General features: G+C 64.0%; 26 protein-coding genes. 16 read left to right on the top strand and 10 right to left on the bottom strand.

Annotated features, from left to right (window positions below; all coding sequences use genetic code 11):
- Positions 1-47: 47 nt before the first annotated feature.
- On the bottom strand, positions 48-1,145 hold the full coding sequence (locus AC1DKR_RS00700) for an alkene reductase (protein ID WP_478030383.1): 1,098 nt from the start codon (positions 1,143-1,145) through the stop codon (positions 48-50).
- Between the two features lie 133 nt (positions 1,146-1,278).
- On the opposite strand from AC1DKR_RS00700, the gene AC1DKR_RS00695 reads away from it, so the two are divergent.
- Entirely contained in the window at positions 1,279-1,860 is a 582-nt protein-coding gene (locus AC1DKR_RS00695) for a TetR/AcrR family transcriptional regulator (RefSeq protein ID WP_230109497.1), read from the top strand.
- Positions 1,861-1,950: 90 nt separating this feature from the next.
- Here the strand turns inward: AC1DKR_RS00695 and AC1DKR_RS00690 are convergent, their stop codons facing one another.
- Positions 1,951-2,844 (bottom strand): LysR family transcriptional regulator, encoded by an 894-nt coding sequence (locus AC1DKR_RS00690; RefSeq protein ID WP_478030379.1) that lies wholly within the window; start codon positions 2,842-2,844, stop codon positions 1,951-1,953.
- Between the two features lie 108 nt (positions 2,845-2,952).
- On the opposite strand from AC1DKR_RS00690, the gene AC1DKR_RS00685 reads away from it, so the two are divergent.
- From AC1DKR_RS00685 to AC1DKR_RS00665, 5 genes are read left to right on the top strand one after another with little or no spacing between them, the layout of a single operon-like run.
- Positions 2,953-4,011, top strand: coding sequence for an alpha/beta hydrolase (locus AC1DKR_RS00685; RefSeq protein WP_478030377.1), 1,059 nt, complete (start codon positions 2,953-2,955; stop codon positions 4,009-4,011).
- Complete coding sequence (locus AC1DKR_RS00680; RefSeq protein WP_478030375.1) at positions 4,008-5,210, top strand: MFS transporter; 1,203 nt, start codon at positions 4,008-4,010, stop codon at positions 5,208-5,210. The genes AC1DKR_RS00685 and AC1DKR_RS00680 overlap by 4 nt, the downstream gene beginning before the upstream one ends.
- 5 nt (positions 5,211-5,215) lie before the next feature.
- Positions 5,216-5,701, top strand: a complete 486-nt coding sequence (locus AC1DKR_RS00675) for a cyclophilin-like fold protein (protein WP_478030373.1) — start codon at positions 5,216-5,218, stop codon at positions 5,699-5,701.
- 37 nt (positions 5,702-5,738) lie between these two features.
- Entirely contained in the window at positions 5,739-6,407 is a 669-nt protein-coding gene (locus tag AC1DKR_RS00670) for a carboxymuconolactone decarboxylase family protein (RefSeq protein WP_442243558.1), read from the top strand.
- Between the two features lie 50 nt (positions 6,408-6,457).
- The gene (locus AC1DKR_RS00665) at positions 6,458-6,835 is read left to right on the top strand and encodes a putative quinol monooxygenase (protein WP_447945103.1); all 378 of its coding nucleotides are present in this window, start codon (positions 6,458-6,460) and stop codon (positions 6,833-6,835) included.
- 92 nt (positions 6,836-6,927) lie between these two features.
- Here the strand turns inward: AC1DKR_RS00665 and AC1DKR_RS00660 are convergent, their stop codons facing one another.
- Positions 6,928-8,100, bottom strand: a complete 1,173-nt coding sequence (locus AC1DKR_RS00660) for an acyltransferase family protein (protein ID WP_478030369.1) — start codon at positions 8,098-8,100, stop codon at positions 6,928-6,930.
- A gap of 223 nt (positions 8,101-8,323) precedes the next feature.
- On the opposite strand from AC1DKR_RS00660, the gene AC1DKR_RS00655 reads away from it, so the two are divergent.
- Positions 8,324-9,136 (top strand): LytTR family DNA-binding domain-containing protein, encoded by an 813-nt coding sequence (locus tag AC1DKR_RS00655; RefSeq protein ID WP_256993946.1) that lies wholly within the window; start codon positions 8,324-8,326, stop codon positions 9,134-9,136.
- A gap of 79 nt (positions 9,137-9,215) precedes the next feature.
- On the top strand, positions 9,216-10,403 hold the full coding sequence (locus AC1DKR_RS00650; RefSeq protein WP_478030367.1) for a serine hydrolase domain-containing protein: 1,188 nt from the start codon (positions 9,216-9,218) through the stop codon (positions 10,401-10,403).
- A gap of 12 nt (positions 10,404-10,415) precedes the next feature.
- Here the strand turns inward: AC1DKR_RS00650 and AC1DKR_RS00645 are convergent, their stop codons facing one another.
- From AC1DKR_RS00645 to AC1DKR_RS00630, 4 genes are all read right to left on the bottom strand, one after another.
- Positions 10,416-12,017, bottom strand: a complete 1,602-nt coding sequence (locus AC1DKR_RS00645; RefSeq protein ID WP_478030365.1) for a phosphoethanolamine transferase — start codon at positions 12,015-12,017, stop codon at positions 10,416-10,418.
- A gap of 112 nt (positions 12,018-12,129) precedes the next feature.
- Positions 12,130-12,522 carry a diacylglycerol kinase gene (locus AC1DKR_RS00640; RefSeq protein WP_478030363.1) on the bottom strand — a complete coding sequence of 131 codons (393 nt, stop codon included), beginning with the start codon at positions 12,520-12,522 and terminating at the stop codon, positions 12,130-12,132.
- Positions 12,523-12,582: 60 nt separating this feature from the next.
- Positions 12,583-13,839, bottom strand: a complete 1,257-nt coding sequence (locus AC1DKR_RS00635) for a sensor histidine kinase (RefSeq protein WP_312785668.1) — start codon at positions 13,837-13,839, stop codon at positions 12,583-12,585.
- Positions 13,840-13,848: 9 nt separating this feature from the next.
- Positions 13,849-14,544, bottom strand: a complete 696-nt coding sequence (locus AC1DKR_RS00630) for a response regulator transcription factor (protein ID WP_312785667.1) — start codon at positions 14,542-14,544, stop codon at positions 13,849-13,851.
- Between the two features lie 123 nt (positions 14,545-14,667).
- On the opposite strand from AC1DKR_RS00630, the gene AC1DKR_RS00625 reads away from it, so the two are divergent.
- Entirely contained in the window at positions 14,668-15,207 is a 540-nt protein-coding gene (locus AC1DKR_RS00625) for an NADPH-dependent FMN reductase (RefSeq protein ID WP_478030360.1), read from the top strand.
- 41 nt (positions 15,208-15,248) lie between these two features.
- Here AC1DKR_RS00625 and AC1DKR_RS00620 read toward each other — a convergent pair whose 3' ends face one another.
- The gene (locus tag AC1DKR_RS00620; protein ID WP_312785665.1) at positions 15,249-15,704 is read right to left on the bottom strand and encodes a hypothetical protein; all 456 of its coding nucleotides are present in this window, start codon (positions 15,702-15,704) and stop codon (positions 15,249-15,251) included.
- 58 nt (positions 15,705-15,762) lie between these two features.
- Here AC1DKR_RS00620 and AC1DKR_RS00615 point away from each other — a divergent pair, with 58 nt between their 5' ends.
- Positions 15,763-16,761: a GlxA family transcriptional regulator gene (locus AC1DKR_RS00615; RefSeq protein ID WP_478030357.1), complete on the top strand. Its 999-nt coding sequence runs from the start codon at positions 15,763-15,765 to the stop codon at positions 16,759-16,761.
- A 132-nt stretch (positions 16,762-16,893) separates the two neighbouring features.
- Positions 16,894-17,241 (top strand): RcnB family protein, encoded by a 348-nt coding sequence (locus tag AC1DKR_RS00610; protein ID WP_263928844.1) that lies wholly within the window; start codon positions 16,894-16,896, stop codon positions 17,239-17,241.
- Positions 17,242-17,320: 79 nt separating this feature from the next.
- On the opposite strand, the gene AC1DKR_RS00605 is transcribed toward AC1DKR_RS00610, so the two are convergent.
- Positions 17,321-17,599: a hypothetical protein gene (locus tag AC1DKR_RS00605; protein WP_033832140.1), complete on the bottom strand. Its 279-nt coding sequence runs from the start codon at positions 17,597-17,599 to the stop codon at positions 17,321-17,323.
- A 141-nt stretch (positions 17,600-17,740) separates the two neighbouring features.
- On the opposite strand from AC1DKR_RS00605, the gene AC1DKR_RS00600 reads away from it, so the two are divergent.
- Positions 17,741-18,388 (top strand): hypothetical protein, encoded by a 648-nt coding sequence (locus AC1DKR_RS00600; RefSeq protein WP_312785663.1) that lies wholly within the window; start codon positions 17,741-17,743, stop codon positions 18,386-18,388.
- Between the two features lie 91 nt (positions 18,389-18,479).
- Complete coding sequence (gene arsN2, locus AC1DKR_RS00595; RefSeq protein WP_478030355.1) at positions 18,480-18,872, top strand: arsenic resistance N-acetyltransferase ArsN2; 393 nt, start codon at positions 18,480-18,482, stop codon at positions 18,870-18,872.
- 24 nt (positions 18,873-18,896) lie between these two features.
- Here the strand turns inward: arsN2 and AC1DKR_RS00590 are convergent, their stop codons facing one another.
- On the bottom strand, positions 18,897-19,934 hold the full coding sequence (locus AC1DKR_RS00590; RefSeq protein ID WP_478030353.1) for a LacI family DNA-binding transcriptional regulator: 1,038 nt from the start codon (positions 19,932-19,934) through the stop codon (positions 18,897-18,899).
- Positions 19,935-19,949: 15 nt separating this feature from the next.
- Between AC1DKR_RS00590 and AC1DKR_RS00585 the strand changes: the two genes are divergently transcribed.
- The 3 genes from AC1DKR_RS00585 (at position 19,950) to AC1DKR_RS00575 (ending at position 24,296) form a co-directional block, all read left to right on the top strand.
- Positions 19,950-20,072, top strand: coding sequence for a hypothetical protein (locus tag AC1DKR_RS00585; protein WP_258954267.1), 123 nt, complete (start codon positions 19,950-19,952; stop codon positions 20,070-20,072).
- Between the two features lie 268 nt (positions 20,073-20,340).
- Positions 20,341-23,472, top strand: a complete 3,132-nt coding sequence (locus AC1DKR_RS00580) for a TonB-dependent receptor (RefSeq protein WP_478030351.1) — start codon at positions 20,341-20,343, stop codon at positions 23,470-23,472.
- A 65-nt stretch (positions 23,473-23,537) separates the two neighbouring features.
- Positions 23,538-24,296, top strand: a complete 759-nt coding sequence (locus AC1DKR_RS00575; protein ID WP_025877142.1) for a SapC family protein — start codon at positions 23,538-23,540, stop codon at positions 24,294-24,296.
- The last annotated feature ends 7 nt before the right edge of the window (positions 24,297-24,303 follow it).

Below are 24,303 nucleotides of genomic sequence, written 5' to 3'. Positions count from 1 at the left end.
GGAATGGGGGGGGCGAAAAGGGCGTGCGGCGTGAAGCCGTGTGAGGGTTACTGCGGCGTCGTATCGGTCAACGCGGGGTAGTCGGTGTAGCCTTCCGCGCCGCCGCCGTACAACGTGGCGGGGTTCAAGGCGTTCAAGGGCGCGCCGGTCCTCAGGCGTTCCACCAGGTCGGGATTGCTGATGAAGGCGCGGCCAAACGCGATGAGGTCTGCCTTGCCCTCGACGAGGCGTGCGCTGGCCAGGTCCACGTCGTAGCCGTTATTGGCCAGATAGGTCCCCTTGAAGCGGGCGCGCAGCCCATCGAAATTGAAGGGCGCCACGTCACGCGGGCCGCCGGTAGCGCCTTCAACCACGTGCAGGTAGACGATGCCCAGCGCGCTGAGCTGGTCGACGATGTAGTCGTACTGCGGCTGCGGGTCGCTGACCGTGGCGATGGCATTGGCCGGCGAGACCGGGGAAATGCGCACGCCGGTGCGGTCTGCGCCGATCTCCCCGGCGACGGCGGCGGTGACCTCCAGCAGCAGGCGCGCGCGGTTCTCGATGGAGCCGCCGTAGGCGTCGGTGCGCTGGTTGGCGCCGTCCTTGATGAACTGTTCGAGCAGGTAGCCGTTGGCGCCGTGGATTTCCACGCCGTCAAAACCGGCGGCGATGGCATTGGCGGCGGCCTGGCGGAAGTCGTTGACGATGGCGGGCAGCTCGTCGATCTCCAATGCGCGCGGTTCGGACACATCGACAAAGCCGTTGTGGACGAAGGTTTTGGTCTGCGCGCGGATGGCCGAGGCGGAGACAGGCGCGGCATTGCCGGGCTGCAGATCCACGTGCGAGATGCGGCCCACGTGCCACAGCTGCACGAAGATGCGCCCGCCGCGGGCGTGCACGGCATCGGTGACCGCGCGCCAGCCGTCGATCTGGTCCTGGGTGTAGAGCCCCGGCGTGTCCTGGTAGCCCTGGGCCTGCGCCGAGATCTGGGTGGCCTCGGTGATGATCAGGCCGGCCGAGGCCCGCTGGGCGTAGTAGGTGGCCGCCAGCGGGCTGGGCACCAGGCCGGCATCGGCGCGGTTGCGCGTCAGCGGTGCCATCACGATACGGTTGGCCAGCGTCAGCGGGCCAAGGGGGTAGGGCTGGAAGAGTGTGGTGGTCGTCATCTGATGCGGGGCTGGTGGTCGTTGCCGCAATGATGATGACCGTAATCCATGATGTCAATGGTTTGATGATGAGCGTAATCCATATGTGTTAGACTGCCGTCCTTCCGCAGCACAGCCCCTGGGGCATCGGGTCATGAAGGTCACCAAGGCACAAGCGCAGACCAACCGGGCGCACATTGTCGAAACCGCATCCACGCTCTTCAGGGAGCGGGGCTACGACGGTGTAGGCGTCGCAGACCTGATGGCGGCTGCAGGGTTTACCCACGGCGGCTTCTACAAGCATTTCGGCTCCAAGACCGACCTCATGGCCGAAGCCTCCATCTGCGGCCTGGCGCAATCTGCCGACGCCGCAGCGGGCATGGATCTGGCGGGATTTCTTGGCTACTACCTTTCCCGGGAGCATCGGGATGACCCAGGCCACGGCTGCACGATGGCCGCGTTGAGTGCAGACGCCGCGCGCCAGCCGGCAACGGTCAAGGCAGCCTTTGCCGCCGGCATTGAAGCCCAGGTAGGGCGCCCTGCCGGCGAGGATGATCCGTCAAGCGAGGACGCCAGCCCGGAGGCGCGTGCGCGCCGGATAGCCCTGATGGCCATGGCCGTGGGCGCGGTGGTGCTGTCCAGGTCCTGTCCGGATGATTCGCCGCTGGCGGACGAAATCCTGGATGCGTGCCGGGCGGCTGTCATGGCGCGCCTGTCGGATACGCCCGATCGCTGAGTCGCGCCTGCGCGCGTGCGTCTGGGCCGTCAGCCGGCGCGCGCAATGCAGGCCGCCGTGCTTCGGTCCGACCTGGCACCACCGCGGACCTTAAGCGTCCCGCTTCAGCCAGGCCACCAGCGCCGAAAATGCTGGCGAGGGCTGCCGACGGTTCGGGTAGTACAGGTGATAGCCGGGGAAAGGCAAGCACCACTTGTCCAGCACGGCAACCAGCCGCCCCTCGGCAATGTGGTCGGCCACCATCGGCTCGGGCGCATACGCCAGGCCCAGTCCATCCAGTGCGGCATTGATGACGTGGATCATGCTGTTGAACACCAGTGGCCCGTCGCCGCGCACGGTGAACTCCTTGCCCTTCTCCTCGAACTCCCACGCATAGATGGCGCCATTCGGGCGATGCCGGATGTGCACGCAGCGATGTTGCGTGATATCGGCGGGCTTCCTTGGCTTGGCGTGCTTCTGGAAGTAGTCGGGGGATCCAACCACCACCAGGCGCCAATCCGGTCCGACCCTGACCGCGATCATGTCCTTGCTGAGCGCCTCACCCAGCCGGATGCCGGCGTCGAAGCGCTGTTCAACCACATTGGTGAAGCCGTAGTCGACGTAGAACTCAAGTGTGATGTCCGGATACTCGGCGAGGAACCCGGCAAGGCGAGGGCGGACGATGGTCTCCATGGAATCGTCCGTACAAGAGATACGAAGAGTTCCGGCCGGGCGGTCGCGCAGATCCCCCAGTGCCTCGACGCTGGCGACGATGGCCTCGAAATGCGGTGCAATGGAGCGCATCAGGCGCTCGCCCGCCTCGGTCAGGGAGACGTTGCGCGTGGTCCGGGCCAGCAGGCGGATGCCCAGGCGCTCTTCCAGCAGCCGCATGGAATGGCTCAGCGCTGAGGGCGTAACACCGAGGCGGACAGCTGCCCTGGTGAAGCTCTGCTCCTGTGCCACCATCAGGAAGGCTTGCAGATCATTGGTCTTCACGCCGTTCATGAGCCAATTGTGAGCGAAACTCAATAATGCATCAACTTTCAGCTGGCTTATCGCGGTAGCGGGTGGCGCCTATCGTGGCGACCTGAGTCCCACTGAGGCCGTCCGCACATGAAACCCACCACGCTGCTGCTGGCACTGATCGCCAGCCATTTCGTTCCGCAGTCGGCCTTGTCCGCTGAGGCGCCGGCGGCCACAAGAACCGCCGGCGCCGACAATTTCTACAGAAGCGCCAGCGTAAAAGGCGAGCGCGTCAGCTTCCGCAACCAGTACCAGATGGAAGTGGTCGGGACGCTGTACCGGCCTCAGGGCCTGACGCGTGGAGGCCGCGCACCCGCCGTGGTGGTCGGACACCCGATGGGCGCGGTGAAGGAGCAGAGCTCACAGCTGTATGCGCAGAAGCTGGCGGAGCAGGGTTTCGTTACGTTGGCGATCGATCTTTCCTTCTGGGGAGAGAGCGCCGGTACCCCGCGGCACCTGGTGTCGCCGGAAATCTATTCGGACGACGTCAGCGCGGCGGTTGACTTCCTGAGCACGCAGTCGTTCGTGGATCCGCAGCGGATTGGTGGCTTGGGCATCTGTGGCAGTGGCAGTTTCGTGATCAGCGCAGCCAAGATCGACCCGCGCATCAAGGCAATCGCTACGGTCAGCATGTATGACATGGGGGCCGCCGCGCGCCAAGGGCTGAACCACGCGCAATCGCTGGAGCAGCGCAGGCAGATGATCAAGGCTGCAACGGATCAGCGTCTGGTCGAGTTCAACGGCGGGCCGGCAGTCCATGTACCTGGCACCGTGAACAAGCTCGAGGCCGATACGTCCGAAGTGCAGCGCGAGTTCTTTGATTTCTACCGCACGTCGCGTGGCGCTTACACTGCCGAAGGCGAGCGCAGCGACTTGACCACCCAGCCGCTGTTCAGCAGCTTGGTCAAGTTCGTCAATTTCTACCCCTTCAACGATATCGAGACCATCTCGCCCAGACCGATGCTGTTCATCTCTGGCGACCACGCCCACTCGCGTGAGTTCAGCGAGGACGCGTACCGCAGGGCAGGGCAGCCGAAGGAGCTCTACTGGGTGAAGGATGCCGGTCATGTAGACCTGTATGACCGCACCGACCTGATTCCCTTCGCAAGGTTGGCGACGTTCTTCCAGCAAGGTCTCGCTGGGAAATGAGCAGCAACGACGCGACGGCCGACCGGGCCAACTGGGGCGGGGTGCTGGCAATGACGCTGTGCGTGTTCGCACTGATCGCCTCTGAATTCATGCCGGTGAGCCTGCTTACGCCCTTGGCGGCTGACCTTGGCGTGAGCGAAGGGCTGGCCGGGTATGGGATTGCCATCTCTGGTGCCTTCGCCGTGCTGACCAGCCTGTCGATCTCCCGCTTGGCCGGGAGCATCAACCGGAAGACAGTGCTGCTGACGCTCACCGCATTGATGGCGGTATCCGGCGTGGTGGTGGCATTGGCTCCCAGCTACCCGATCTACATGATGGGCCGGGCATTGATCGGCGTGGTGATCGGTGGCTTCTGGTCGTTGTCTGCGGCCACGGCCATGCGGCTGGTGCCAGCAGCGCGGGTGCCGCGAGCACTGGCGATCTTCAATGGCGGCAACGCGCTGGCAACGGTAGTGGCTGCCCCCTTGGGCAGCTACCTTGGCGGCGTGATCGGATGGCGTGGGGCATTCCTGTGCCTCCTGCCTGTGGCCGCCATCGCGCTGGCATGGCAGTGGCTGTGTCTTCCTTCCATGGCCGCGGAACGACGGCAATCCCGGGGCGGGGTGCTGGCCCTGCTGCGGCGGCGGGTGGTGATGTTGGGAATGGCGGCGTGCGGCATCTTCTTCATGGGGCAGTTTGCCTTGTTCACCTATGTGCGCCCGTTCCTGGAGAAGGTCACGGGTGCAGGGGAATCCGCCGTTCCGCTGGTGCTGCTGGCCATTGGTGCAAGCGGCGTTGTCGGCACGCTCGCGATCGGGGCATTCATCAGGCGTGGTCTTTATCGCACACTGGTGGCCGTCCCGATCCTGATGGCGGTGATTGCCGCGGCGCTCGTGACGCTGGGGCCTCAACTCTGGCCGACGGCCGCACTGTTTTCGGTATGGGGTCTGCTGGCCACGGCTGCGCCGGTGGGTTGGTGGAGCTGGCTGGCACGCACGTTCACCAACAACGCTGAAGCGGGCGGCGGGCTGATGGTAGCGGTGGTGCAGTGCTCGATCGCGCTGGGTTCCAGCCTTGGCGGCGTGCTGCTGGACAGTGTTGGTTTCGCCTGCACATTCCTGGCCAGTGCGGGCTTGCTGCTGTTCGCGGCATTGCTCGCCTATGTCACGGCCGCCGATGCTGCGTCCGCATCCGGCTCGGCGGTCGCCGTAGAGGCATGAGGCTGATGAGGCGCGCGACGAGGATCATTGGTCAGCTGCTTTCGCTTTGCCTTGCCTTCGCGGCGGTGTCCGCATGCTCTGCCGAGCAGAGACATCACACCGTCGCGCCCATGAAAAACGCATCCAACCCGGAGGTCCCCTCAGTGAAGGTTCGACTCATCATCAACAACCAGACGTTGTCGGCCACGCTGGAGGACAGCGTCCCTGCACGCGAATTCGCCGCACAGTTGCCGATTACGCTGCAGCTTGAGGACCATGCAGCTACGGAGAAGATCGCGCAGCTCCCGTACTGTCTCAACATCGCCGGCGAACCGGATGGGTTCACGCCAGTGGCCGGCGATATCGCCTTCTACGCGCCGTGGGGAAATCTGGCGCTCTTCCACAGGCCGTTCCGTTACTCGAAGGGTTTGGTGCGGTTGGGCCGCATCGAGGGGGACTTAAAGGCGCTTCGCGCGGAGGGACCGGTGGAAGCGCGGATCGAGTTCGAGTAGACGTCTGGCTACGTCCCCTGCACACGAAGGAGCAGCTATGAACAGCAACTACAGCCGGTTCTCTGTCACCGGGCTGAATGCCCACCAGCAAGCCATCATTCCAATCAGCGCCTGCGCAGCGGCGGGCAACATGAGTGCCCTTGATCAGGCGTTGAATCAAGCTCTGGACGCGGGCCTGAGCGTGGCAGAGGTGCGCGAGATCCTCGTGCAGGTCTATGCCTATGCAGGTTTCCCACGGAGCCTGAACGCGTTGAGCGAACTGATGAGGGTGGTGCAGGCGCGCAGGCAGCGGGGCATCCAGGATGAAGCTGGCCGCGAGCCGGGCAGGCCGATCCCCAAAGGAGACGCACTGCTCGCCGCAGGCACGGCCAATCAGACCAGGCTGGCTGGCGGCCCGGTCTCAGGGCCTTTGTTCGATTTCGCACCCCAGGCAAATGAGTACCTGCGTACGCATCTGTTTGGCGACATCTTCGAGCGCGACAACCTTGATTGGCAAATCCGCGAGTTGGCCACGGTCAGCATGCTGGCTGCCATGTCCGGGGTGGAGCCGCAGTTGCAGTCTCACATTGGCATCAGCATGAACATAGGGCTGCGCCCAGAGCAGCTGTACGCGCTGGCTGCTGTTCTCGAAGCGCGCTTCGGCCTGGAGGCCGCGGAACGTGTTCGTGTCGGTATTCAATGCCAGCTGGACGTTCGGCACGAATGATGTTCAGACGGGAGATTCCGTCGCATGGCGCGCGCGCATTGGAGGATTGAATGAAAAAGATGATCATCGGCACGTTGATCAGCATGCTGGCAGGACCCGTCAGTGTTGGAGCGCAGGAGGTACAGATGACAAGGCTCTCGAAGATCACCGTCAATGCAGACCATCTGCCTGCCTATCGAGACGCCTTGGCTGAGGAGGTTCGCGCTTCAATGGAGCTGGAGCCCGGCGTGCTGTCGTTGTATGCGGTCTTTGACAAGGAAGATCCGACCCGGCTGACAATCCTTGAAATCTATGCGAGCCGACAGGCTTACGAACAGCATGTGAAGAGCTCGCATTTCCTCAAGTACAAAAGCGGGACGCTGCACATGGTCAAGTCACTGGAACTGGTTGATGTTGATCCTCTTCTGCCGGAGTTGAAGATCAAATAGCCGCCGGGTGGCTGGTGGACCTAAAGACTCCCCGGGAACATTGAGTCGATGCCTCAAGGCCATCCGGCTTTCGCCATGGCCCCGCCAGGCATTCAGCGCACGCTTGATTTCAGTCCAAACAGGGGCCGCAGCCAGCGGGAACGTCGGATCAGCAATTCGTGCAGCAGCAGGCAACCGCCTACCGTGCCGAGCAGCACCAGCGCCGGCTCCATCCAAGGCCCAAGCTGCATCGGCTTCAGCCAGAACAACACGGCGATCATCAGGCTCTGATGCAGGACATACCAAGGGTAGATGGCCTCCGTGCAGTACGGCAGCCAAGGGAAGGGGCGATCCAGACAGTGCTTGCCCCAGCCGAGCAGGGTCAGCAGCATTCCCCACGAGTACACCACCTCGCAGTACTGCGACTGCAGGCGCCAGAAAGGTTCCGGCCACTGGCGCAGTGGTGATGCCGGAGGCAACCAGCGCCCGAGCGCTTCCAGGAACAGGTACCACGCAACAGCACCCAGTACCGTGGCCAGTGTTGCCCAGCGAAGCGCCTCGATCCGTTCCCAGAAGCGCGGCTCACGGCCGAGCAGGTAACCGGCAAGGAACACCGTCCCATACTTGGCATGTTGATGGACATCGTCCACCAGGGTGTTGGTGGCAGGGTAGGACGGGACGAGCCACACCAGCAACAGCAGCAACAGCAGCGCCGGAAGCCCGGTCAGCATCCAGCCCGGGGCGTTGGCAAACCGCCGGCTGGCCGATCGCAATGGCGCCGAATCCAGCACCGGCAGGGCGATGGCCAGAATCGTCGTATACACCCAGAGATAGGCCAGGTACCACAGATGGTTCCAGGTGATGCCGAAACGATCACCGGCGAAACTGCCTTCCGGCCATGGGCGCACCTGCCAGTAGCGCAGCAGGAATTCCCAGAATCCGGGCGCGACCATGCCTCTGCTTACACCCTCGCAGTACGGCTGGATGGGCACGACCACGAACATGCCGAAGGCGAGTGGCAGCAACAGCCTCCCTGTCCGCTTCAGAATGAAGCGGCCGCGTTGCAGCCGGTTTCGTGTCAGCGCAATGGCCACCCCGGAAATCAGAAACAACAGTGACATGCGCCAGCCGTTGAGCAGGCGCATGGGCCATTGAAGTGCGTCGGTCGTGAAGCTGCCCTTGAGATGAAAGCCCCATTCGCCCACGTACGCCATGGCGGTGTGGTAGAGGATCAGCAGGGCGAAGGCGATGATGCGAAGAGCATCGATATCGTGGCGGCGCGTCATGATGGTTCTGGTGGAGGCAAGATCGGGCCAATGTGCGGCACGTGGCTGGCAGCGCCAGCGGCGAAGGGATGGCCCGCTGCCGGAAAGTGACCAATGGCGGGGTTCGTGGGATGGATGGCGCGGCTAGAATTGCCACCTTGTCGCGTTATGCGCCGTTCTGTGTGGCCACCACCCCATGCCTGTCCCTTCCTCCCCACGCTTGCCCCTGGCCTCCCGTCTGCTGATGTGGGCAGGGATCCTGCTGGTGGTGGCCGTGGCCAATGCCGTGGTGGAAGTCATGGACGCACAGCGCCGTGGCGATGTACTTGCGCTGTGGGAACCGCTGGTCTGGGAGCTGAGCAGCGTCGGTGTGATCCTGGCCTGCCTGCCGATGCTGTGGTGGGGCTGCAGGCGCTGGCCCCTGCACATCGACACCTGGAAGCGGCGCCTGCCGCTGTACCTGCTGGCCAGCGTGGGATGGTCGTTGCTGCATGTGCTGGGCATGATGGCGGTGCGCAAGGTCACCTACCTTGGGCTTGGTACAACGTATGTGGATGGCTCCAGCTGGGCGTCACGGCTGCTGTATGAGTACCTGAAGGACGTGCGGGTCTTCTTCAGCTTCGTGGCGCTGGAGCATTTCCTGAGCTGGTTCGGCCGCCGCCGTCAAGGCGAAGCCCATCTGTTGGCAGCGCCGGAAGATGGCCCGCCAGTCGAGCCTGTTCAACGGCCCCAGAATTTCCTTGTGCGCAAGTTGGGCAAGGAATTCCTGGTGGCCACCGAGGAGGTGGAGTACGCCCAGGCCTCCGGCAACTATGTGAACCTGCGGGTGCGCGGATGTGACTATCCGCTGCGGATGACGATGGCCGCACTTGAGGAGCGCCTTGATCCTTCCGTTTTCCTGCGCTGCCACCGCAGTTGGCTCATCAACCGACGTCATCTGCGCTCGATAGAACCTGCCGATGGCGGTGAAGCCCTGCTGCACATGGCCGATGGTGCACGGGTGCCGTGCAGCCGCCGCCAGTTGCCAACGCTGCGGCAGGCACTGGGAGGAGGGTGATGGATGAAGCATGACTTCATGCACTGCAGATTGACTACAAATGTAGTCATTGTCTCTGTGTCCATTGAAGGAGCCCGCGATGAGAGCACCTCTGCTTGCCTGCCTGTTCTTCCTGGCGCTACACCCGTTTGTGGCCGCAGCCAACACGCCTGATGCCTTGGCAGCGATAGAGCGGAATGCCCGCAACGCGCATTCCGACGCGGTCTACATTGAAAGCGGGCGCGGGGTGCTGCTGCAGATCGCGCCGGCAGCCGGTGAAGACCGCATCCACCTGATGTCGGCGACCAAGTCCGTCGTCGCCCTGGCCATCGGGCTGCTGCTCGATGACGGCAAGCTCGCATCCATCGACGAACCGGTCAGCACGGTGTACCCGGAATGGCGCCAGGGCAGGAAGCGGGACATCACGATCCGGATGTTGATGGACCACACCTCCGGCCTGCAGAACGTGGCCAACGCGGGGGTGGAACTGGAGGGCGCGCCGGATCTGGTGAAGCTGGCGCTGGCGGCCGAGGTGTCCAGCGATCCAGGCACCACCTTCGCCTACAACAACAAGGCGACCAATCTTCTGCCGGACATCGTGCAGCGGCTTGCCGGCAAGCCACTGGATGTCTATCTGGACGAACGGTTGTTCAAGCCGCTTGGCATCACCGGCCATGCATGGATGAAGGACCAGGCCGGGACGCCCATGGGCATGGCCGGACTGTCGTTGTCGGCGGTTGATCTTGCAGCGATCGGACGATTGATGCTGGACGGCGGCGTCACCCCGGACGGCAAGCGTTTGCTGAGCGAACGCTCGGTAGCGTTGATGACCGCCGAAAGCGCGCGTTCCCCCGACGTCGGCCTGTTGTGGTGGCGCATCCCCGCATGGGAGCACTACCGATTGAAGGCCGGTGCAGCCACGCTTCTGAGCGCTCGCAGCATGGATGCCGTGATGCTGGACGCGCTGCTGGCCGCCGACGGCCAGGTATTTGACAGCAAGTCAGCGCTGATCAGCTTCCTGGCCGAACGGCTGGGACCCAGCTGGCCACAGCGCTACGCTGCGGAAATCACCGGGCGTGGACTGAAGCTCGGCGACATCTTCGACGTCGACCGAGGGCCGGTAGCGGCCTACGCCGCCAACGGCTATCTCGGCCAGCACCTGGTCATTGTTCCCGACAAGGGCGTGGTGGCGGTAAGGCAGATTCAACGGCGGGAGAGCCACAGCGCCCCGCTCGACGATTACGCCGCGTTTCCCATGGATGTACTGCGATTGGCAGAGACGCTGTGACTGGCCAGTACGCTAGGGAATGCGGCAGCCCGCGAACACATCCAGTCCCGGCTGGTAGATACCGCTGCTGATATCGAACAGTCCCAGCAGGGAGTGGAAGAGATTGTCGTGGCTGTAGGATCCGGTGCCCGCAGCATGGCGCAGGCAGGCCAGATCAAGGCGGGCATGGGTTGCAAAGCCCGGGGAGAACCACATCACCATCGGTACCTGGGTCTGCTCGCGTGGCGCGATGAAGTAGGGCGTTCCGTGCAGATACAGGCCGCGCTCGCCAAGCGACTCGCCGTGATCGGAGACATAGATCAGTGCAACGTCACGCTGCTCCGAATAGGTCTGCAGCAGGTCGATGGCCTTGCCCAGCAGCCGGTCGGTATAGACCAGCGTATTGTCGTAGGTGTTGGTCAGTGCTTCGTTGCTGCACTTCTGTATCTGGTTGCTGTCGCAGGTAGGGCTGAATGCCCTGGAGTCGGCGGGATAGCGTTCAAAGTAGGTGGGGCCATGGCTGCCCAGCTGGTGCAGTACGATCAGACCATCACCCTGCATGGCCGCGATGCGCGTGTCCAGCTGGTGCAGCAGGATCTCGTCATGGCAGGTGCCGTCCTTGTTCACGCACAACCCTGGCACCTTCAGCGGCGGCATGTCGTCGGTGGGAATGCGGTTGCACACGCCCTTGCAGCCACCGTTGTTGTTGTCGCGCCAGAGCACGCTGGCGCCGGTGCGCTGCAGGATGTCCAGTACGTTCTCTTCCGATGCCGCAGCGACGCCCTCGTACTGCGACCGCGGCATCTGCGAGAACATGCACGGCAGTGACACCGCTGTTGATGTGCCGCAGGACGCAACGTCCCGGAAACTGATGACGCCGTCCTTGCGTGACAGCTGCGGGTTGGTCGGGCGCGGATAGCCGTTGAGCTGGAAGTTCTTTGCACGTGCCGTCTCGCCGGCCACCAGGATGACCAGGCGCGGGCGCTCGCCGGGCGCCCGCGCGGCGTCTTCGCCGATCGTGCGCAGCGGTTGTGCCTTGGCGCTGTAGCTGCTTCGGAGGTAGCCATAGGTGTGACGAAGGACGTTCATCGGCAGCACCTGCTCGCGGATGTAGCGGTTGTTGCGGAGCAGCGATGAATACTCCTTGTAGAACGCCAGGCTTACCGCTGCCAGCACCATCAGCGTCGCCAGCACGTTCCCCAACCACACCAGCGCCGCCCGCAAAGGATGCCCGCTGTTTCCACTGCGCATGATCAGCAGAACGCATGTGGGCAGCGCGCCCAGCAACAGCACCGTCAACAGCAACGGCAGCGACAGGTAGGAGGTCATTTCAGCCTGGTTGGTCTCCAGCGCGTTCTGCACCATGTCGCGGTCGATCAGTACGTTGTAATGCAGCATGAAGTAGGTGCACGCAGCGCTGACGACAACCAGCAACGCCAGCATCGGTTTGCGCGCATAGGGAAGCATGCCGATGGGCGTGAACAGCAGATTGAACAGGCACAGCAGCAGCACCGGAAGGCTGCAGAAGAACAAAGCGCTGCGCAGATCATGGATATCGATGAGAGACCAGAGCGTCTTCCAGAGAGCGATGTTTCCCAGCGTGGTGAAGAACAATGCCGTGCACCAGACAAGCATGATCGGATGTTGCGGGACAGACCTGAAGCATGAACGCACGTGCAGAATCCGCTGAGCCAGAAGTGCGCGCAGTATCTGGACGCGTTCATCAGGAAGTTGTCAGGTTCCTTGCTCATCCCATCAGGACCACGGCCCATACCGTAGCCACCATCAGCAGGGCAGTGCTCTGTGCGGCACTGCCCATGTCCTTGGCGTTCTTGGAAAGTGGATGGTGTTCCAGAGAGATGCGATCCACCACCGCTTCGATGGCCGAGTTGAGCAGCTCCACCAGCAGGCTGATGAAGCAGACCATCAGCATCAGGGCGCGCTCGCTGCGGTTGACGTCCAGCAGGAGCGCGACGGCTGCCAGCGCGCCATGCAGCAACAGCAGCTGCCGGAACGCGGCCTCACCCTTGAATGTCGCGACGAAGCCGTCGCGGGAATGGATCACGGTATGCAGGATGCGGCGCAGCCCGGTCTTGCCGTGCGCGTACTTGCCGTTGCCCTTGGGTTGCCCTGGCTGCATTTCGTACCTGCCTTCATGAAGAGATCCGGCAAGGGTGGAAGGGGCAATGTCAGGAAGCTGTCAGGTATCGGCCGCGGCTGGGCGCATCTGCAGGGTGAAGCAGCAGCCTCGCGCCGAGGTCTCGACCGTCATCTGCCAGCCAAGATGCTCGACTACGCGTTGCACGATGGACAGGCCCAGACCTTCGCCACTCTGCCGGGCGCTGGTCACGAAGCGCTGGAACTGCTGCGCGTCGATGCTGGACGGCAGCCCCGGGCCGGTATCGGCAACCCGCAGCGTGCTGCCACGCAGTTCCACCCGTACCTCGCCTTCCTCCGTGTACTGGCACGCATTGCGCAGCAGGTTCCAGATCACGCTCTGTGCCAGCACGTCATTGGTCAGCAGCTGCTCGTCCTGCGCTGCATCAAGGGTCAGGCGCACCGGCTTTCCTGCCAGCCACGGCACGCATCGCGCCATGCATTCCTCGAGCACCGGTCGCAGCAGCAGGTTGCTGCGTGGCACCGTCCTGGGGTCGCGGGAAAGCAGCAGCAGGCAGGTCAGCTGGCGCTGCATTTCCTGCGTGGTCCGCACAATGCGCTCGGCACTGGCCAGCAGCCGGCTGTCGGCCGGCAACTGGTGCAGCAGCGTTTCGGCGGCACCACCGATGATCGCCAGTGGTGTGCGCAGTTCATGGCTGGCGTCGCCGGCGAAGCACTGTTCACGCTGCAGGAACTGCTCAAGTTCGTCGCTGTGCAGGGCGAAGGCGCGCGCCAGAACGCCGATCTCGTCGCGCGCGTCCTGGAAGGGGAAGGGCTTGTGCTTGTTCTGCACGGCATCAGCCAGGCGCGTAATGGGCGCGATGACGTGGGCCGACGTCCGGCGACCAATCCAGAACGCACAGAGCACGCAGGTCAGGATCACCAGCGCAGCAAAGGCGTTGATCAGGTGCTCGAGGTAGGCGTAGTGATCACCGTGCTGCAGCAGGTAGTAGCGCTGCCCGCTGCTTTCGAAGACCCGAAGGTGCCATTCGTTCGGTGCGGCTTCACCGTGGTAACCCAGCCCGTACCGGCGCAGCACCTGCGGAACCGTATGCGGATCAAACAGCTGGCTGCCTTCCGGCAGGTCCGGTTGCACGCCTTGAGCCAAGGCCACCTGCAGCCTGCGGACCTCCCGGTCCTGACTCATCGAAACCACGGAGGCCCTTACTTCGTCATAGTCCACCAGTTCGACCAGTACGATGAAGCCCATGGCACCGGCCATCAGCAACACGAACGCAACGGTGATGCGCGTTCTCAGGGTCAAGCTTCGATAGAGGGACTTCAGCGAGCGGGCATTCATGGGTGGCGACTATTCCGCGTGTGCTGGCGCAGGCATGCCCAGGCGCCAGCCGACACTGTGCACGGTAGCAATGAGAGCAGGGTCGAACGGCCTGTCCACCTGAAGGCGCAGCTCATGGATATGCGTACGTAGTGCGCCGCTCTCCGGCGGCTCGTCGCCCCATATCAGGTACTCCATCTCCTGCTTGCGCACCACCGCCGGCGCGGCCCGCATCAGGCACATCAGCAGCTTGTGCGTGGTCGGTGTCAGATTGAGGGCCTGGCCCTGACGCCATGCCTGTGGCGAACGGGTGTCGACCCGAAGGTCCGCCCAGGCCAGCACGCTCTGCACCTGCCGGCCCTGGGCACGGCGGACCAGCGCCTTGATGCGCGCGTCCAGCTCCTTCAGGGAAAAAGGTTTGACCAGGTAATCATCCGCACCCAGCGCGAGCCCCTGCACGCGGTCTTCCACCGGATCACGGGCGGTCAGCATCAGGATCGGCACCGGGTTCTGGAATTCCTGACGTAGCGCCTGGCACAACGCCATGCCGTCAAGGCGGGGCAGCATCAGGTCGAGCAGAATGGCGTCGTAATGGTTCTGGGTTGCCCTGCGCAGGCCGGTGGCCCCATCCCGCGCATCGTCAAGCACGTAGCCCAGTGGCTCGAAGAAGGCGTAGAGATTTGCAACCAGCTCGGGGTTGTCTTCAATGATGAGCAGACGTGTCATGGGCTATGCGCATCCGTGCATGATCAATGGACGTTGAACGACCACCGCTAGTTTGCCACGTGCAACGGGTCGCTGCGGGTCATTGCCGGACACGGCGGCAGGTGCCTGTGATAGCGTGCCGGGATGAAGATCCTTGCCCTATCCGGTAGCGCTCGCCGGCTGTCCACCAACACCGCATTGCTGAGGGCGCTGGAAGAACTAGCGCCACCGGATATCGCACAGAGTACCTACGCCGACCTCGGCGGACTGCCCGTTTTTTCTCCCGATCTTGAAGATCTGCCCTTGCCTGACAGCGTTGTGCACTTCAAGCGCTGCATTGAAGCCTGCGATGGCATTCTGATTTCGAGCCCCGAGTACGCACGAGGCATTCCGGGCGGCCTGAAGAACGCCATCGATTGGCTCGTATCGGGCGACCTTGTGATTGCAAAGCCCATCGCGCTGGTGCACGCATCCCATCGCGGCGACGACATGCTCGCGTCTCTGCGGCTTGTGCTGTCGACAATCAGCTCCCGCTTCAACGAAGAACTGTTCCTGCGCTTCCCCTTCATGAAGATGGAGCCGGAGGCCATTGCCGATGCCGTAAGGCAGCCGGTCAATCGCGGACCGGCGGAGGCCTTTCTTCAGGAATTTTTCCGCTACTGCCAGCGACCAGAGGGTGATTGAACATGATCGTTGGTGCAGTCTGCTGACAAGGGCTTGTGGCGTCAGCGGTTCACCGGTGCTTGCAGATGGGAATACCCCGCGGCCTCCACGAACTGCGGCAGTGTCCACAGCTGGCCGTTGGGCCCCCACGTGCCATCGGTGACATCGCTCACCATGATCGAAGCAGCCAGCCGCTGCGTATCCGGCAGGGCCAGCGATTCCAGAATGGCCTGGTGCACAACCGCCGCGTAACGGGACCGGTGCTGTTCGTCGAGTACGCCGGCGGGTGCGAAGACGTGGACCAGGCACGGAATGACGTGGAGGAAGTCGGCACTGCCGCCACAGCGCCAGAAGCCGGCCGGCACCTCCTCGGCAATCACCCAGCACAGGCTGCGTTGGCGGGGATCAGGCCCCAGGCCGCTGCATTGCGTTGCAGCGGTATTCACCGCGGCGATCATCCGCTCGCGCTGAAGAGCGGTCAGTGCGTCGGCGGGTGTCTTGATGAGGATGGTGGGCATGGATAGCGCTCGTGGGTGAGGGAGCGCCCATTCAACCGCGCTGCGGCGCGGGTCTTAAGTGGCCGATTTGCCAACAATCGCGCAGAATCAGCCAATGCATGATTTCGTCCTGGTGGTGCCGCGCGCACCCTTTGCCTCCAGCGTCACCCTCACCCTTGATCTTCTGACCACCGCGGCCAAGCTGGCGTGCCGGGTCGGGGTTGCACCGCCGCGTTGGCGGGTCTGCGCGGTGACGCCAGGAAGCATTCCGCTTGGCAACGGCCTGCACCTGCAGGTGGACACGTTGCCTGCGCGCTCCTCTGCGCATGAATGCTGGATCCTGCCGGGCCTGGACATCGACGATGCCAGCCAACTCGACGCGCGCTTGGCCCAGCCGGACATTCCGCCTTTGGTCGCTGCGCTGCGTCGCCATGCCAGAGTGGGCGGCACGATTGCAGGCTCCTGTTCGTCCGTGTTTCTGCTCAACGCAGCCGGATTGCTGGAGGGACGCTGCGTGACCACAACGTGGTGGTTGGCCTCTGCGCTGCGGCGCGTGGCGCCAACCACCCGCGTCGAACCCGATCGCATGGTGCATGCGGATGGCACGCTGGTCACTGCCGGCGCCGCGATGGCACACATGGACCTGGTGCTTTACGTGCTGCGCCAGCGCTTCGGCGAGCAACTCACGGCCATGCTGGGCCAGGCGCTGCTGGTCGAGCAGCGTCGCCTGCAGTCGCTGTATATGTCGCCGGCGATGATGGTGCCCGAGAACAACCTGATTGCGCTGTTGACCCGCCACATCGCAGAGACGCTCCCGGAACCAGTCACCGTGGGCACGCTTGCCGCGCGGGCCAACATGTCCACACGCACCCTCAACCGCCAAGTGAACAAGGTGCTCGGCTACGGGCCGCAGCAGTTGATCCAGTCGGTGCGCTTGAACCGGGCGCGGCTGATGCTGGAAAGCAGCAGGCTTTCGGTGGAAGAGGTGGCCGCGCAAGTGGGCTTGGGCGATTCTGCGACACTCAGGCGATTGCTGCGCCGCCGATTGGGCCTGACTCCCACCCGGATTCGAGGGTGAGGGCGCCGCATTGCTGGCTGCGGGTTCGCGGGCGCCCATCGGGTCCGGCCGGGCTCACGGATTCATTCACAGGCGCTGCCCTATATTCCGGGTCACAACGCCGCATACCGCGGCTGGACCGGGAGCATTCCCATGAAAACCGGACATTTGCTTGGCATTGCCCTGGGCGCTGCAATCACCCTGGTGGCTACCCCTGCCTGGGCCGATCCGCCGCACCATGCACGTGGCAACGGACCGCCGCCCCACGCAGGCGGCCCCCACAACCGCGACGCACCGCCGCCGGGCTGGCAGAAAAAGGCATGGCGCCGCGGCGATCGCTTGCCCTGGGCCGAGGTTGACCGCCGCTACTGGGTGGACGACTACGCGCATTACCGTCTGCGCGATCCCGGCCGCGGTCAGCGGTGGGTGCGGCAGTCGGATACGGAATACCTGCTGGTGGAGATCGCCACCGGCGTGATCATCGACGCCTTGCGTCGCTAGGGATTCCGGCACGAGCCCCCGGGCGGCGCGCAGCCGCCGCAGGGGTAATGGCGGCACGGCCGCCGGTGACATCGCGCTCTCACCCCGGTAACTCGCACTTCATCTTGCCGTCCACGTAATACGGCTTGGGGACGTTCGGGTTGTCGCTGGTCTTCTCAAAGACCACTTCGAACGACGCTGCGTCGGGCGAGCCCTTGCGATCGGTACACGCGTCGTGGAGTTTTTTCTTGACCGCGGCAATGCCGGCCTCGCGGTTGGCACCGTCGGCGCTGTTGGTCAGGTTCACGGTTTCAGCCAGGGCCAAGGGGCTGAAAGCAGACAGGCAGCCGGCGATCATCAGGGTATGCAGCTTGGTCAAGGGTGCACCTCGCGGAAGTCCAATGAGGCGGTCAGCATAATGCGGGAGCGTTAACAGCACGTGCCCGGTTGCCGCAGTTGGCTTGGCTGACGTTGTTTGGTACAAGCCAAGCTGTCGGAGATCAGAGAATGGGCGCGAGCCATGTCCGAACCCTATTCGGCCCTGCTCAGGCTGCAGCTGCCGCGCGAGCGTCTTGCGCGCTGGTTGGCGGCCCCGGTGCCTGCAGCATCGAGGTGGAATGACTGGCGATCCATCGCCGGCCGGTGGCGCCTGCCCGGCGGCGTCGATCTGGCTGCGTCCAGTGATGTGGAGCTGGGTGAATTCCTCTCCGATTGCACTGCAATGCTGGCCCGGCATGCGGACAATCGCGCCGCGTTGGTCGCCCTCCTGGAATCGGCGCAGGCGGAGAACATCAAAGTTGCGGCCTACGATCGGGCCGGGGCGTACTTCGTTGCAGGGTCACTGACGTATTCCGAGAACCTCTATGATCTGGTCGTGTTCCTGGCCATGGCGCGCGGCGCCGCCGATTTCCTTGAGCCTGGCGAGCAAGGCGTGGCACTGGTGCACGACTACCTATGGGCCGAGGACGGTGAGCGGGAGACGGTTGCTGCGGTCCACCTCGCCGGCAAGGGCGATTCGGGCTTCATGACGCCGGCGCAGGCCGGCGAGACCGCTGCGACCTTCGATGCAATGGTCGCGCTCATGCTGGACGGAGCGGACGACCCGCAGTTCACCCCACGCAATCAATTCGACCGTATCCTGGAGCGCGGCCATGCCGCGCAGATATGACGATAAGCCCGCGCCTCCGCTGCATGTCGCCGGACCGGAATGAAGAGGCTGCTGCCGCATGCGAGTGATGGAGACAGCGTTGTCTGCCGACGTGCTGGCCCTGCTGGAGACCAGCGGCCTGCCTACGGAGGATCTGCGTGCAGGCAGGCCGATCACCTTTCTGGCAGCGTCGTTGAATGGAGAGCTGCTCGGTTGCGTGGGCTATGAATCGAGCCGCGACGTCGTGCTCCTGCGCTCTTTGGCGATCCAGCCGATGTCGCAGGGCAGGGGCCTGGGGCGGCAACTGGTGGTGGAACTGGAGCAGCATGCCAAGGCGGCGGGTGGCAGGACCGTGTTCCTTCTCACGACCACGGCAGCACCGTTCTTCGAGCAGCTTGGCTATGTGCGCGTCGCGCGCGATGCAGCACCGGGATTCATCGCTGCGTCGACGCAGTTCAGTGAACTGTGCCCAGGCTCGGCCCAGCTGATGATGCGTCGGCTGTAGGCCGGCCGGGACCCGGCGGGTTCTTCAGCCCCCTTGTCCATCGATGTCCGGGGCTTGCCGCGTTGCGATCCGGGATGCCCGGCGTGCAGAGGACAGCTGCGGTGCCGATACCGAGGCGCGCGTGATCAACTGGTGCGCAAGTACGTGGTTGACGGTGGCGCGCCTTGAAGACGCGGGGCGGCGCATTTCCCGCAGCAGGATGTCTATCGCGTTGTCCGCCATCTCTGCGACCGGCTGATGGATGGTGGTCAGTTCCGGCCACACCATGGTCGCGGCGGAGGTGTCGTCGAAGCCCACCACCGAAAGATCCCCCGGCACCTGCAGGCCGCGGCGGTGGGCCACTGAAACAACCGCCGATGCCATGTCATCGTTGCTGGCGAAGATCGCACTGGGTGGCGGGCCCTGGGCCAGCAGCCGCTCGGCTGCCTCCAGGCCGGAACGGTAGGTGAAGCAGCCGGGTTGCACGAGCGCGTCGTCGTAGCCGATGCCGGCATTGGCCAGTGCATCCCGGTAGCCCTGCCAGCGATGCGCGCTGGCGGTCTGGTTCGGGTCGCCCTTGATATAGCCGATGCGGGTATGCCCGTGGGCGATGAGGTGCGACACCATGTCATGGCTGGCCTGGCGGTCGTCGATGCGCACGCAGGAGATCCTGTTGCTGAAGCGGCTGGAGGCGATGGAGACGACGGGAATGCCCGCGTTGACGAATACCTCGACGATGTCCTTCGATTCACACAGCGGCGGCGGAAGAATCACGCCTGCCACGGTGGTGGCGAGTTGCCGTGCCGCCTCGCGACGCGCCGGGGTGCCCAGCTCATCCCAGGCAGCGATGACCAGCTGCGCCGCCGACCGGGTGGAACCGCGCAACGCGCCGACCAGCAGTTCGCGCAGGTAGCTGGAGCTGGGGTTGGTGTAGATCAGGGCGATGCAGGTGTGCTGTGCCGCAGCCAGGGCGGAGGCAGCAGGGTTGGGCCGGTAGTCCAGCGCCAGTACGCTGCGCAGGACGCGTTCGCGGTTGCCTTCGCGTACCCCGGCATGGCCGTTGATGACGCGTGACACCGTCATGGCGGAAACACCTGCATGGGCAGCGACGTCATCGATGGTGACGGCGCTTGCTTTTCGACGGACCGCTTTATGGCCGTTTTTCAAGGCTGGATTCCTTTGCTGCGCTGCATGATGACAAGCGCGATTGCGGATGAGTAGTCTGCGCCGTGACGCGATGGTAGCGCTACCACTGAGCCGGTGTAAGGCCAGCGGATGCCCCCCCCTTTACCGCGCGGCTGTTCCGGCAAGTCTGAAAGCGAGTTTGAGTCGCGGTGGGTGCAAAGCGCACTGCGATGTTCGGTGTGGAAGACGGGCGTCGCCCGTACGTGCCCCCAGGAGGGGCGGTACATCCATTCGATCGTATGTCAGAGGGGAGAGTCATGAGCGCTGCTACTTTCCGTCGTACCCCAGGCCGGAGGGCTCGTCGATGAGCCGGACGCTGGCGAAGTTCACTTCCAGGGCCATGTTCACCTTTGTCGGTGGCGTCCTGGTCATCAATCCCGCATTCGCACAAGAGGCGTCAACGCCGGCACCCGTCGCCGGGCAGCAGAATCCGCCCAGCCCGACACAGCTGGACACCGTCCAGGTCACCGGCATCCGCAACAGCCTCAGCCAGGCCATGGACATCAAGCGTGATTCGGCCGGCGTGGTGGATGCGATCAGTGCGGAGGACATCGGCAAGTTCCCCGATACCAACCTGGCCGAATCCCTGCAGCGCATCACCGGCATCTCGATCGAGCGCCGTGATGGTGAGGGCGCACAGGTAACGGCGCGTGGTTTCGGCCCTCAGTTCAACATGGTGACGCTCAACGGGCGGCAGATGCCCGGCGCCGATGCGTTCGGTGCGTCGGGGCAGGTCGCCATCGGTGGTGTCGACGGCGGCACCCGTGCCTTCAACTTCGCCCAGTTGGCCGCTGAAGCCATCAATGGCATCGAGGTCTACAAGACCAGCCAGGCCAATGTCCCCAGCGGTGGCATCGGTGCCACCATCAACATCCTGACCTCCCGGCCGTTTGACCACGAGGGCATCGTCGCCAGTGCCGAGGCGAAGGCCGTCTCCGACCGCAGCCAGCCGTTCGGCGACGACCTGACGCCGGAACTGTCCGGCATCTTCAGTTACGCCAATCCCGACAAGACCTTCGGCGTGGGCGTGAGCGCCAGCTACCAGAAACGCAAGGGCGGTTCGGTGCAGGCCACCGACAACTACTGGAACGTGCAGCCTTGGACCGGCACGATGCCGGGCAACCCGAGGGTGGTCAATGCGCCGGCGATCGGTGCGCTGTATGCGCGGCCGAACGACCTGCGCTATGCCTTCTCCGAATTCGAGCGTGAGCGCATCAACGGCCAGGCCGTGCTGCAGTTCGCGCCGACCGATGCGGTGACCTTGACCCTGGATTACACCTATTCGACCAACGAGATCACTGAAAATCGTGGCGAGCAGGGCATGTGGCTGCAGAACAGCAACTACACCGACGTCGAATTCGATACCAGCGGTGCGGTTGCCACGCCGATCTACATCCGTGAAATCGCCGGCACCAAGGATTTCGGCCTTGAGCAGCAGCGCAGCATGCAGAAGTACAAGCTGGGTTCGCTCGGCCTGAACGCGGTCTGGAATGTGACCGACCGCTTCAAGCTCAGCTTCGATGCGCACAACTCGAAGAACGAAAGCCGCCCGAACGATCCGCTCACTGGTGGCGGCTCCATCTTCAGCAGCATCGCCGGCACCAACAACTGCACCGCCGGACCGCATTGCGGTGGGTCATGGGTGCAGGAAATGGTCTTCAACAGCGGCCTGCCGGTGGGCACCCAGGTCTGGTACCCGAGCACGGCCGATGCCATCGCCAACACCAACGGCGTGGTCAATCCGGGTTTCGCGCCGGGCGAGATCGGTTCGCAGGTGCTGCGCATCAACTCGCAGACCCAGATCAGTGAGATCAAGCAGGGGCGTGTCGACGGTGAGTGGAGCTTCGACAAGGGGCGCTTCCAGTTTGGCGTGGACTCGAGCAAGCAGACCACCCACCGCATCCAGGCAGCGGAGAATTACAACACGCTGGGCGATTGGGGCGTGGCCAACGTTGACGGGGATGTTGCCAACGGGCTGATGGACCTGCTGCAGCCGGTCAACATCGTCGGGCTGTTCAACGACTTCAATGCCAACAGCTTCACGGCCTGGCGCGGCGATGCAGGTCGCCTTGCGCAGTGGGCGGCGGACAACTATGGCGCCAATCTCGGCGTGAGCCCGCAGCGCGCCGCCGACAACCTGGTGGAAGAGAAGACGAAGTCGGCCTACTTCCAGGTGGAGCTGGATGGCGAGCTGGGCGGCATGCGTACCAATACCCGCCTGGGTGTGCGCTATGAAACCACCGACGTTGTCTCCACCTCGAACATCGCCATCCCGGAAGCCATCGAGTGGCAATCCAACAATGACTTCCGCGTGGTGTTGTCCGATGAACAACAGCCGTTCACCGAGAAGAACAGCTACAGCTACATCCTGCCCAATCTGGACTTCAGCATCGATCTTCGTGAGGACCTGAAGGGGCGTGTCTCATTCGGCAAGAGCATCGCGCGCGCGCCGATCGGCAACCTGTATGCCGGCCCGACCGCCCAGCAGCCGTTCGGCTCGGTCCTCATCGACCCGTCCTCGCGGGCCAGCGGTACCGCACAGAACCCGCAGCTGAAACCGCTGGAATCGGACAACCTGGATCTGGCGCTGGAGTGGTACTTCGCCGATGCGAGCTACGTCTCGCTGACCTACTGGAACAAATCGGTCGACAATTTCGTCGGCAACACCATTGTCCAGGAGAATCTGTACGGCCTGCGCGATCCTACCGCCGGTCCGGATGCGCAGGCGGCGCTGGCGTTCCTCACCAGCGGTGCCTGCGTCACACAGGTCGGCGCTGCCAATGCAGCGGCGTGCTCGGCCAATGACACCTCGCTGTTCACCGCCCTGGCCCTGCTGCGCAACAATCCCGCCGGGTTGGGCGCCTACAACGGTACCGACGCCCAGGTGCTGGCCACTGAAGCAGCCTACGACCTGTACGGTACGGCCGGCGATCCGCTGTACCAGTTCAACGTCAATCGTCCCATCAACCAGAACAAGGCCAAGCTCCACGGCTGGGAACTGGGTGGGCAATACTTCTTCGGCGATACCGGCTTCGGCATCCTGGCCAACTACACCCTGGTCAATGGCGATGTGGGCTTCAACAACGCAGGCGACCCGGGCATCGACCAGTTCTCGCTCACCGGCCTGAGCGACACGGCCAATGCGATGTTGATGTACGAGAAGTATGGTTGGTCGGTACGACTGGCGTGGAACTGGCGTGACCAGTACCTGATCCTGGCCAACCAGGGGGCCAGCCGCAATCCGTACTATGTGGAGGCGTACGAACAGTGGGATCTCAGCGTGAACTACACCCTGGATGACCACTGGTCGTTCGGCCTGGAGGCGATCAACCTGACCGGTGAGGACGTGCGCTGGCGTTCGCGTACCTCGCAGATGATCGTGAAGCTGGCCGACCAGAGCCCGCGTTACATGCTGGGCGTGCGTTACAGGTTCTGAACCGTGGGGTGCCGCTGCCACGGCAGCGGCACCCGTTCCAGGCTGCTGACGGATTGGACAACACCATGTCGCGTTACGAAATGCTCAACAACATTGCCCATCGGGACCTGCGTGTGGCCACCGGCTTCGGCGCCGAGTTCGGCGATGCGGTGGGCATGGTGCCGGCCTATCCGAGCGAGTTCGCCGAACTGCAGCGTGAATATCCCATCTTCCTGCGCAAGGACCCCGCCACGGGCGGCTGGCAGGCGGTGGCCCTGCTGGGGTTCGAACAGCACGAGAACCTGTTCCTGCAGGACGGTCGCTGGAACGCCTCCTACCTGCCCGGCGCCGCGGCGAAAGGGCCATTCCTGATCGGTTTCCAGGAAGGGCACATCGATGGTGCGCTTACCCGGGAAGCGGTGCTGCACGTGGATCTGGATCATCCGCGCGTGACCGCAATGCACGGCGAGCCGGTGTTCCTGCCACAGGGCGGGAACTCGCCCTATCTGGACCATATCGCCGGGGTGCTGCGCGGCATCCACGACGGCCATGCCTTTGCCGCGGACATGTTTGCCACGCTCGACGCGAAAGGGTTGATCCAACCGATCACGCTGGATGTGCGGATCGACGCTGAGCATCGGGTCGGCGTCAACGGCCTGCACGCGGTCGACCGTGACCGCCTCGCGCTGCTGGAGGGTGCGGCGCTGGCCGAACTCAACCGCGCCGGCTACCTGGAGGGCGCCTATCTGATGCTGGCATCGCTGCACAACATGCGCCGCCTGATCGCCGAGAAGCAGCGACGCCTGCGCGCAGCGGATACCGCCGTCGCGGGCGGCAGGAACTGACCGGTGC

This window comes from Stenotrophomonas sp. 01N47 (genome assembly GCF_056399165.1).
This window is presented reverse-complemented; position numbering and strand designations above follow the sequence as displayed.

Excerpts from the sequence above, each read along its gene's own strand:
- AC1DKR_RS00700 (WP_478030383.1), bottom strand. The coding sequence starts at position 1,145 with ATGACGACCACCACACTCTTCCAGCCCTACCCCCTTGGCCCGCTGACG.
- AC1DKR_RS00695 (WP_230109497.1), top strand. The coding sequence starts at position 1,279 with ATGAAGGTCACCAAGGCACAAGCGCAGACCAACCGGGCGCACATTGTC.
- AC1DKR_RS00690 (WP_478030379.1), bottom strand. The coding sequence starts at position 2,844 with ATGAACGGCGTGAAGACCAATGATCTGCAAGCCTTCCTGATGGTGGCA.
- AC1DKR_RS00685 (WP_478030377.1), top strand. The coding sequence starts at position 2,953 with ATGAAACCCACCACGCTGCTGCTGGCACTGATCGCCAGCCATTTCGTT.
- AC1DKR_RS00680 (WP_478030375.1), top strand. The coding sequence starts at position 4,008 with ATGAGCAGCAACGACGCGACGGCCGACCGGGCCAACTGGGGCGGGGTG.
- AC1DKR_RS00675 (WP_478030373.1), top strand. The coding sequence starts at position 5,216 with ATGAGGCGCGCGACGAGGATCATTGGTCAGCTGCTTTCGCTTTGCCTT.
- AC1DKR_RS00670 (WP_442243558.1), top strand. The coding sequence starts at position 5,739 with ATGAACAGCAACTACAGCCGGTTCTCTGTCACCGGGCTGAATGCCCAC.
- AC1DKR_RS00665 (WP_447945103.1), top strand. The coding sequence starts at position 6,458 with ATGAAAAAGATGATCATCGGCACGTTGATCAGCATGCTGGCAGGACCC.
- AC1DKR_RS00660 (WP_478030369.1), bottom strand. The coding sequence starts at position 8,100 with ATGACGCGCCGCCACGATATCGATGCTCTTCGCATCATCGCCTTCGCC.
- AC1DKR_RS00655 (WP_256993946.1), top strand. The coding sequence starts at position 8,324 with ATGTGGGCAGGGATCCTGCTGGTGGTGGCCGTGGCCAATGCCGTGGTG.
- AC1DKR_RS00650 (WP_478030367.1), top strand. The coding sequence starts at position 9,216 with ATGAGAGCACCTCTGCTTGCCTGCCTGTTCTTCCTGGCGCTACACCCG.
- AC1DKR_RS00645 (WP_478030365.1), bottom strand. The coding sequence starts at position 12,017 with ATGCTTGTCTGGTGCACGGCATTGTTCTTCACCACGCTGGGAAACATC.
- AC1DKR_RS00640 (WP_478030363.1), bottom strand. The coding sequence starts at position 12,522 with ATGCAGCCAGGGCAACCCAAGGGCAACGGCAAGTACGCGCACGGCAAG.
- AC1DKR_RS00635 (WP_312785668.1), bottom strand. The coding sequence starts at position 13,839 with ATGAATGCCCGCTCGCTGAAGTCCCTCTATCGAAGCTTGACCCTGAGA.
- AC1DKR_RS00630 (WP_312785667.1), bottom strand. The coding sequence starts at position 14,544 with ATGACACGTCTGCTCATCATTGAAGACAACCCCGAGCTGGTTGCAAAT.
- AC1DKR_RS00625 (WP_478030360.1), top strand. The coding sequence starts at position 14,668 with ATGAAGATCCTTGCCCTATCCGGTAGCGCTCGCCGGCTGTCCACCAAC.
- AC1DKR_RS00620 (WP_312785665.1), bottom strand. The coding sequence starts at position 15,704 with ATGCCCACCATCCTCATCAAGACACCCGCCGACGCACTGACCGCTCTT.
- AC1DKR_RS00610 (WP_263928844.1), top strand. The coding sequence starts at position 16,894 with ATGAAAACCGGACATTTGCTTGGCATTGCCCTGGGCGCTGCAATCACC.
- AC1DKR_RS00600 (WP_312785663.1), top strand. The coding sequence starts at position 17,741 with ATGTCCGAACCCTATTCGGCCCTGCTCAGGCTGCAGCTGCCGCGCGAG.
- AC1DKR_RS00590 (WP_478030353.1), bottom strand. The coding sequence starts at position 19,934 with ATGACGGTGTCACGCGTCATCAACGGCCATGCCGGGGTACGCGAAGGC.
- AC1DKR_RS00585 (WP_258954267.1), top strand. The coding sequence starts at position 19,950 with ATGGGCAGCGACGTCATCGATGGTGACGGCGCTTGCTTTTCGACGGAC.
- AC1DKR_RS00580 (WP_478030351.1), top strand. The coding sequence starts at position 20,341 with ATGAGCCGGACGCTGGCGAAGTTCACTTCCAGGGCCATGTTCACCTTT.
- AC1DKR_RS00575 (WP_025877142.1), top strand. The coding sequence starts at position 23,538 with ATGTCGCGTTACGAAATGCTCAACAACATTGCCCATCGGGACCTGCGT.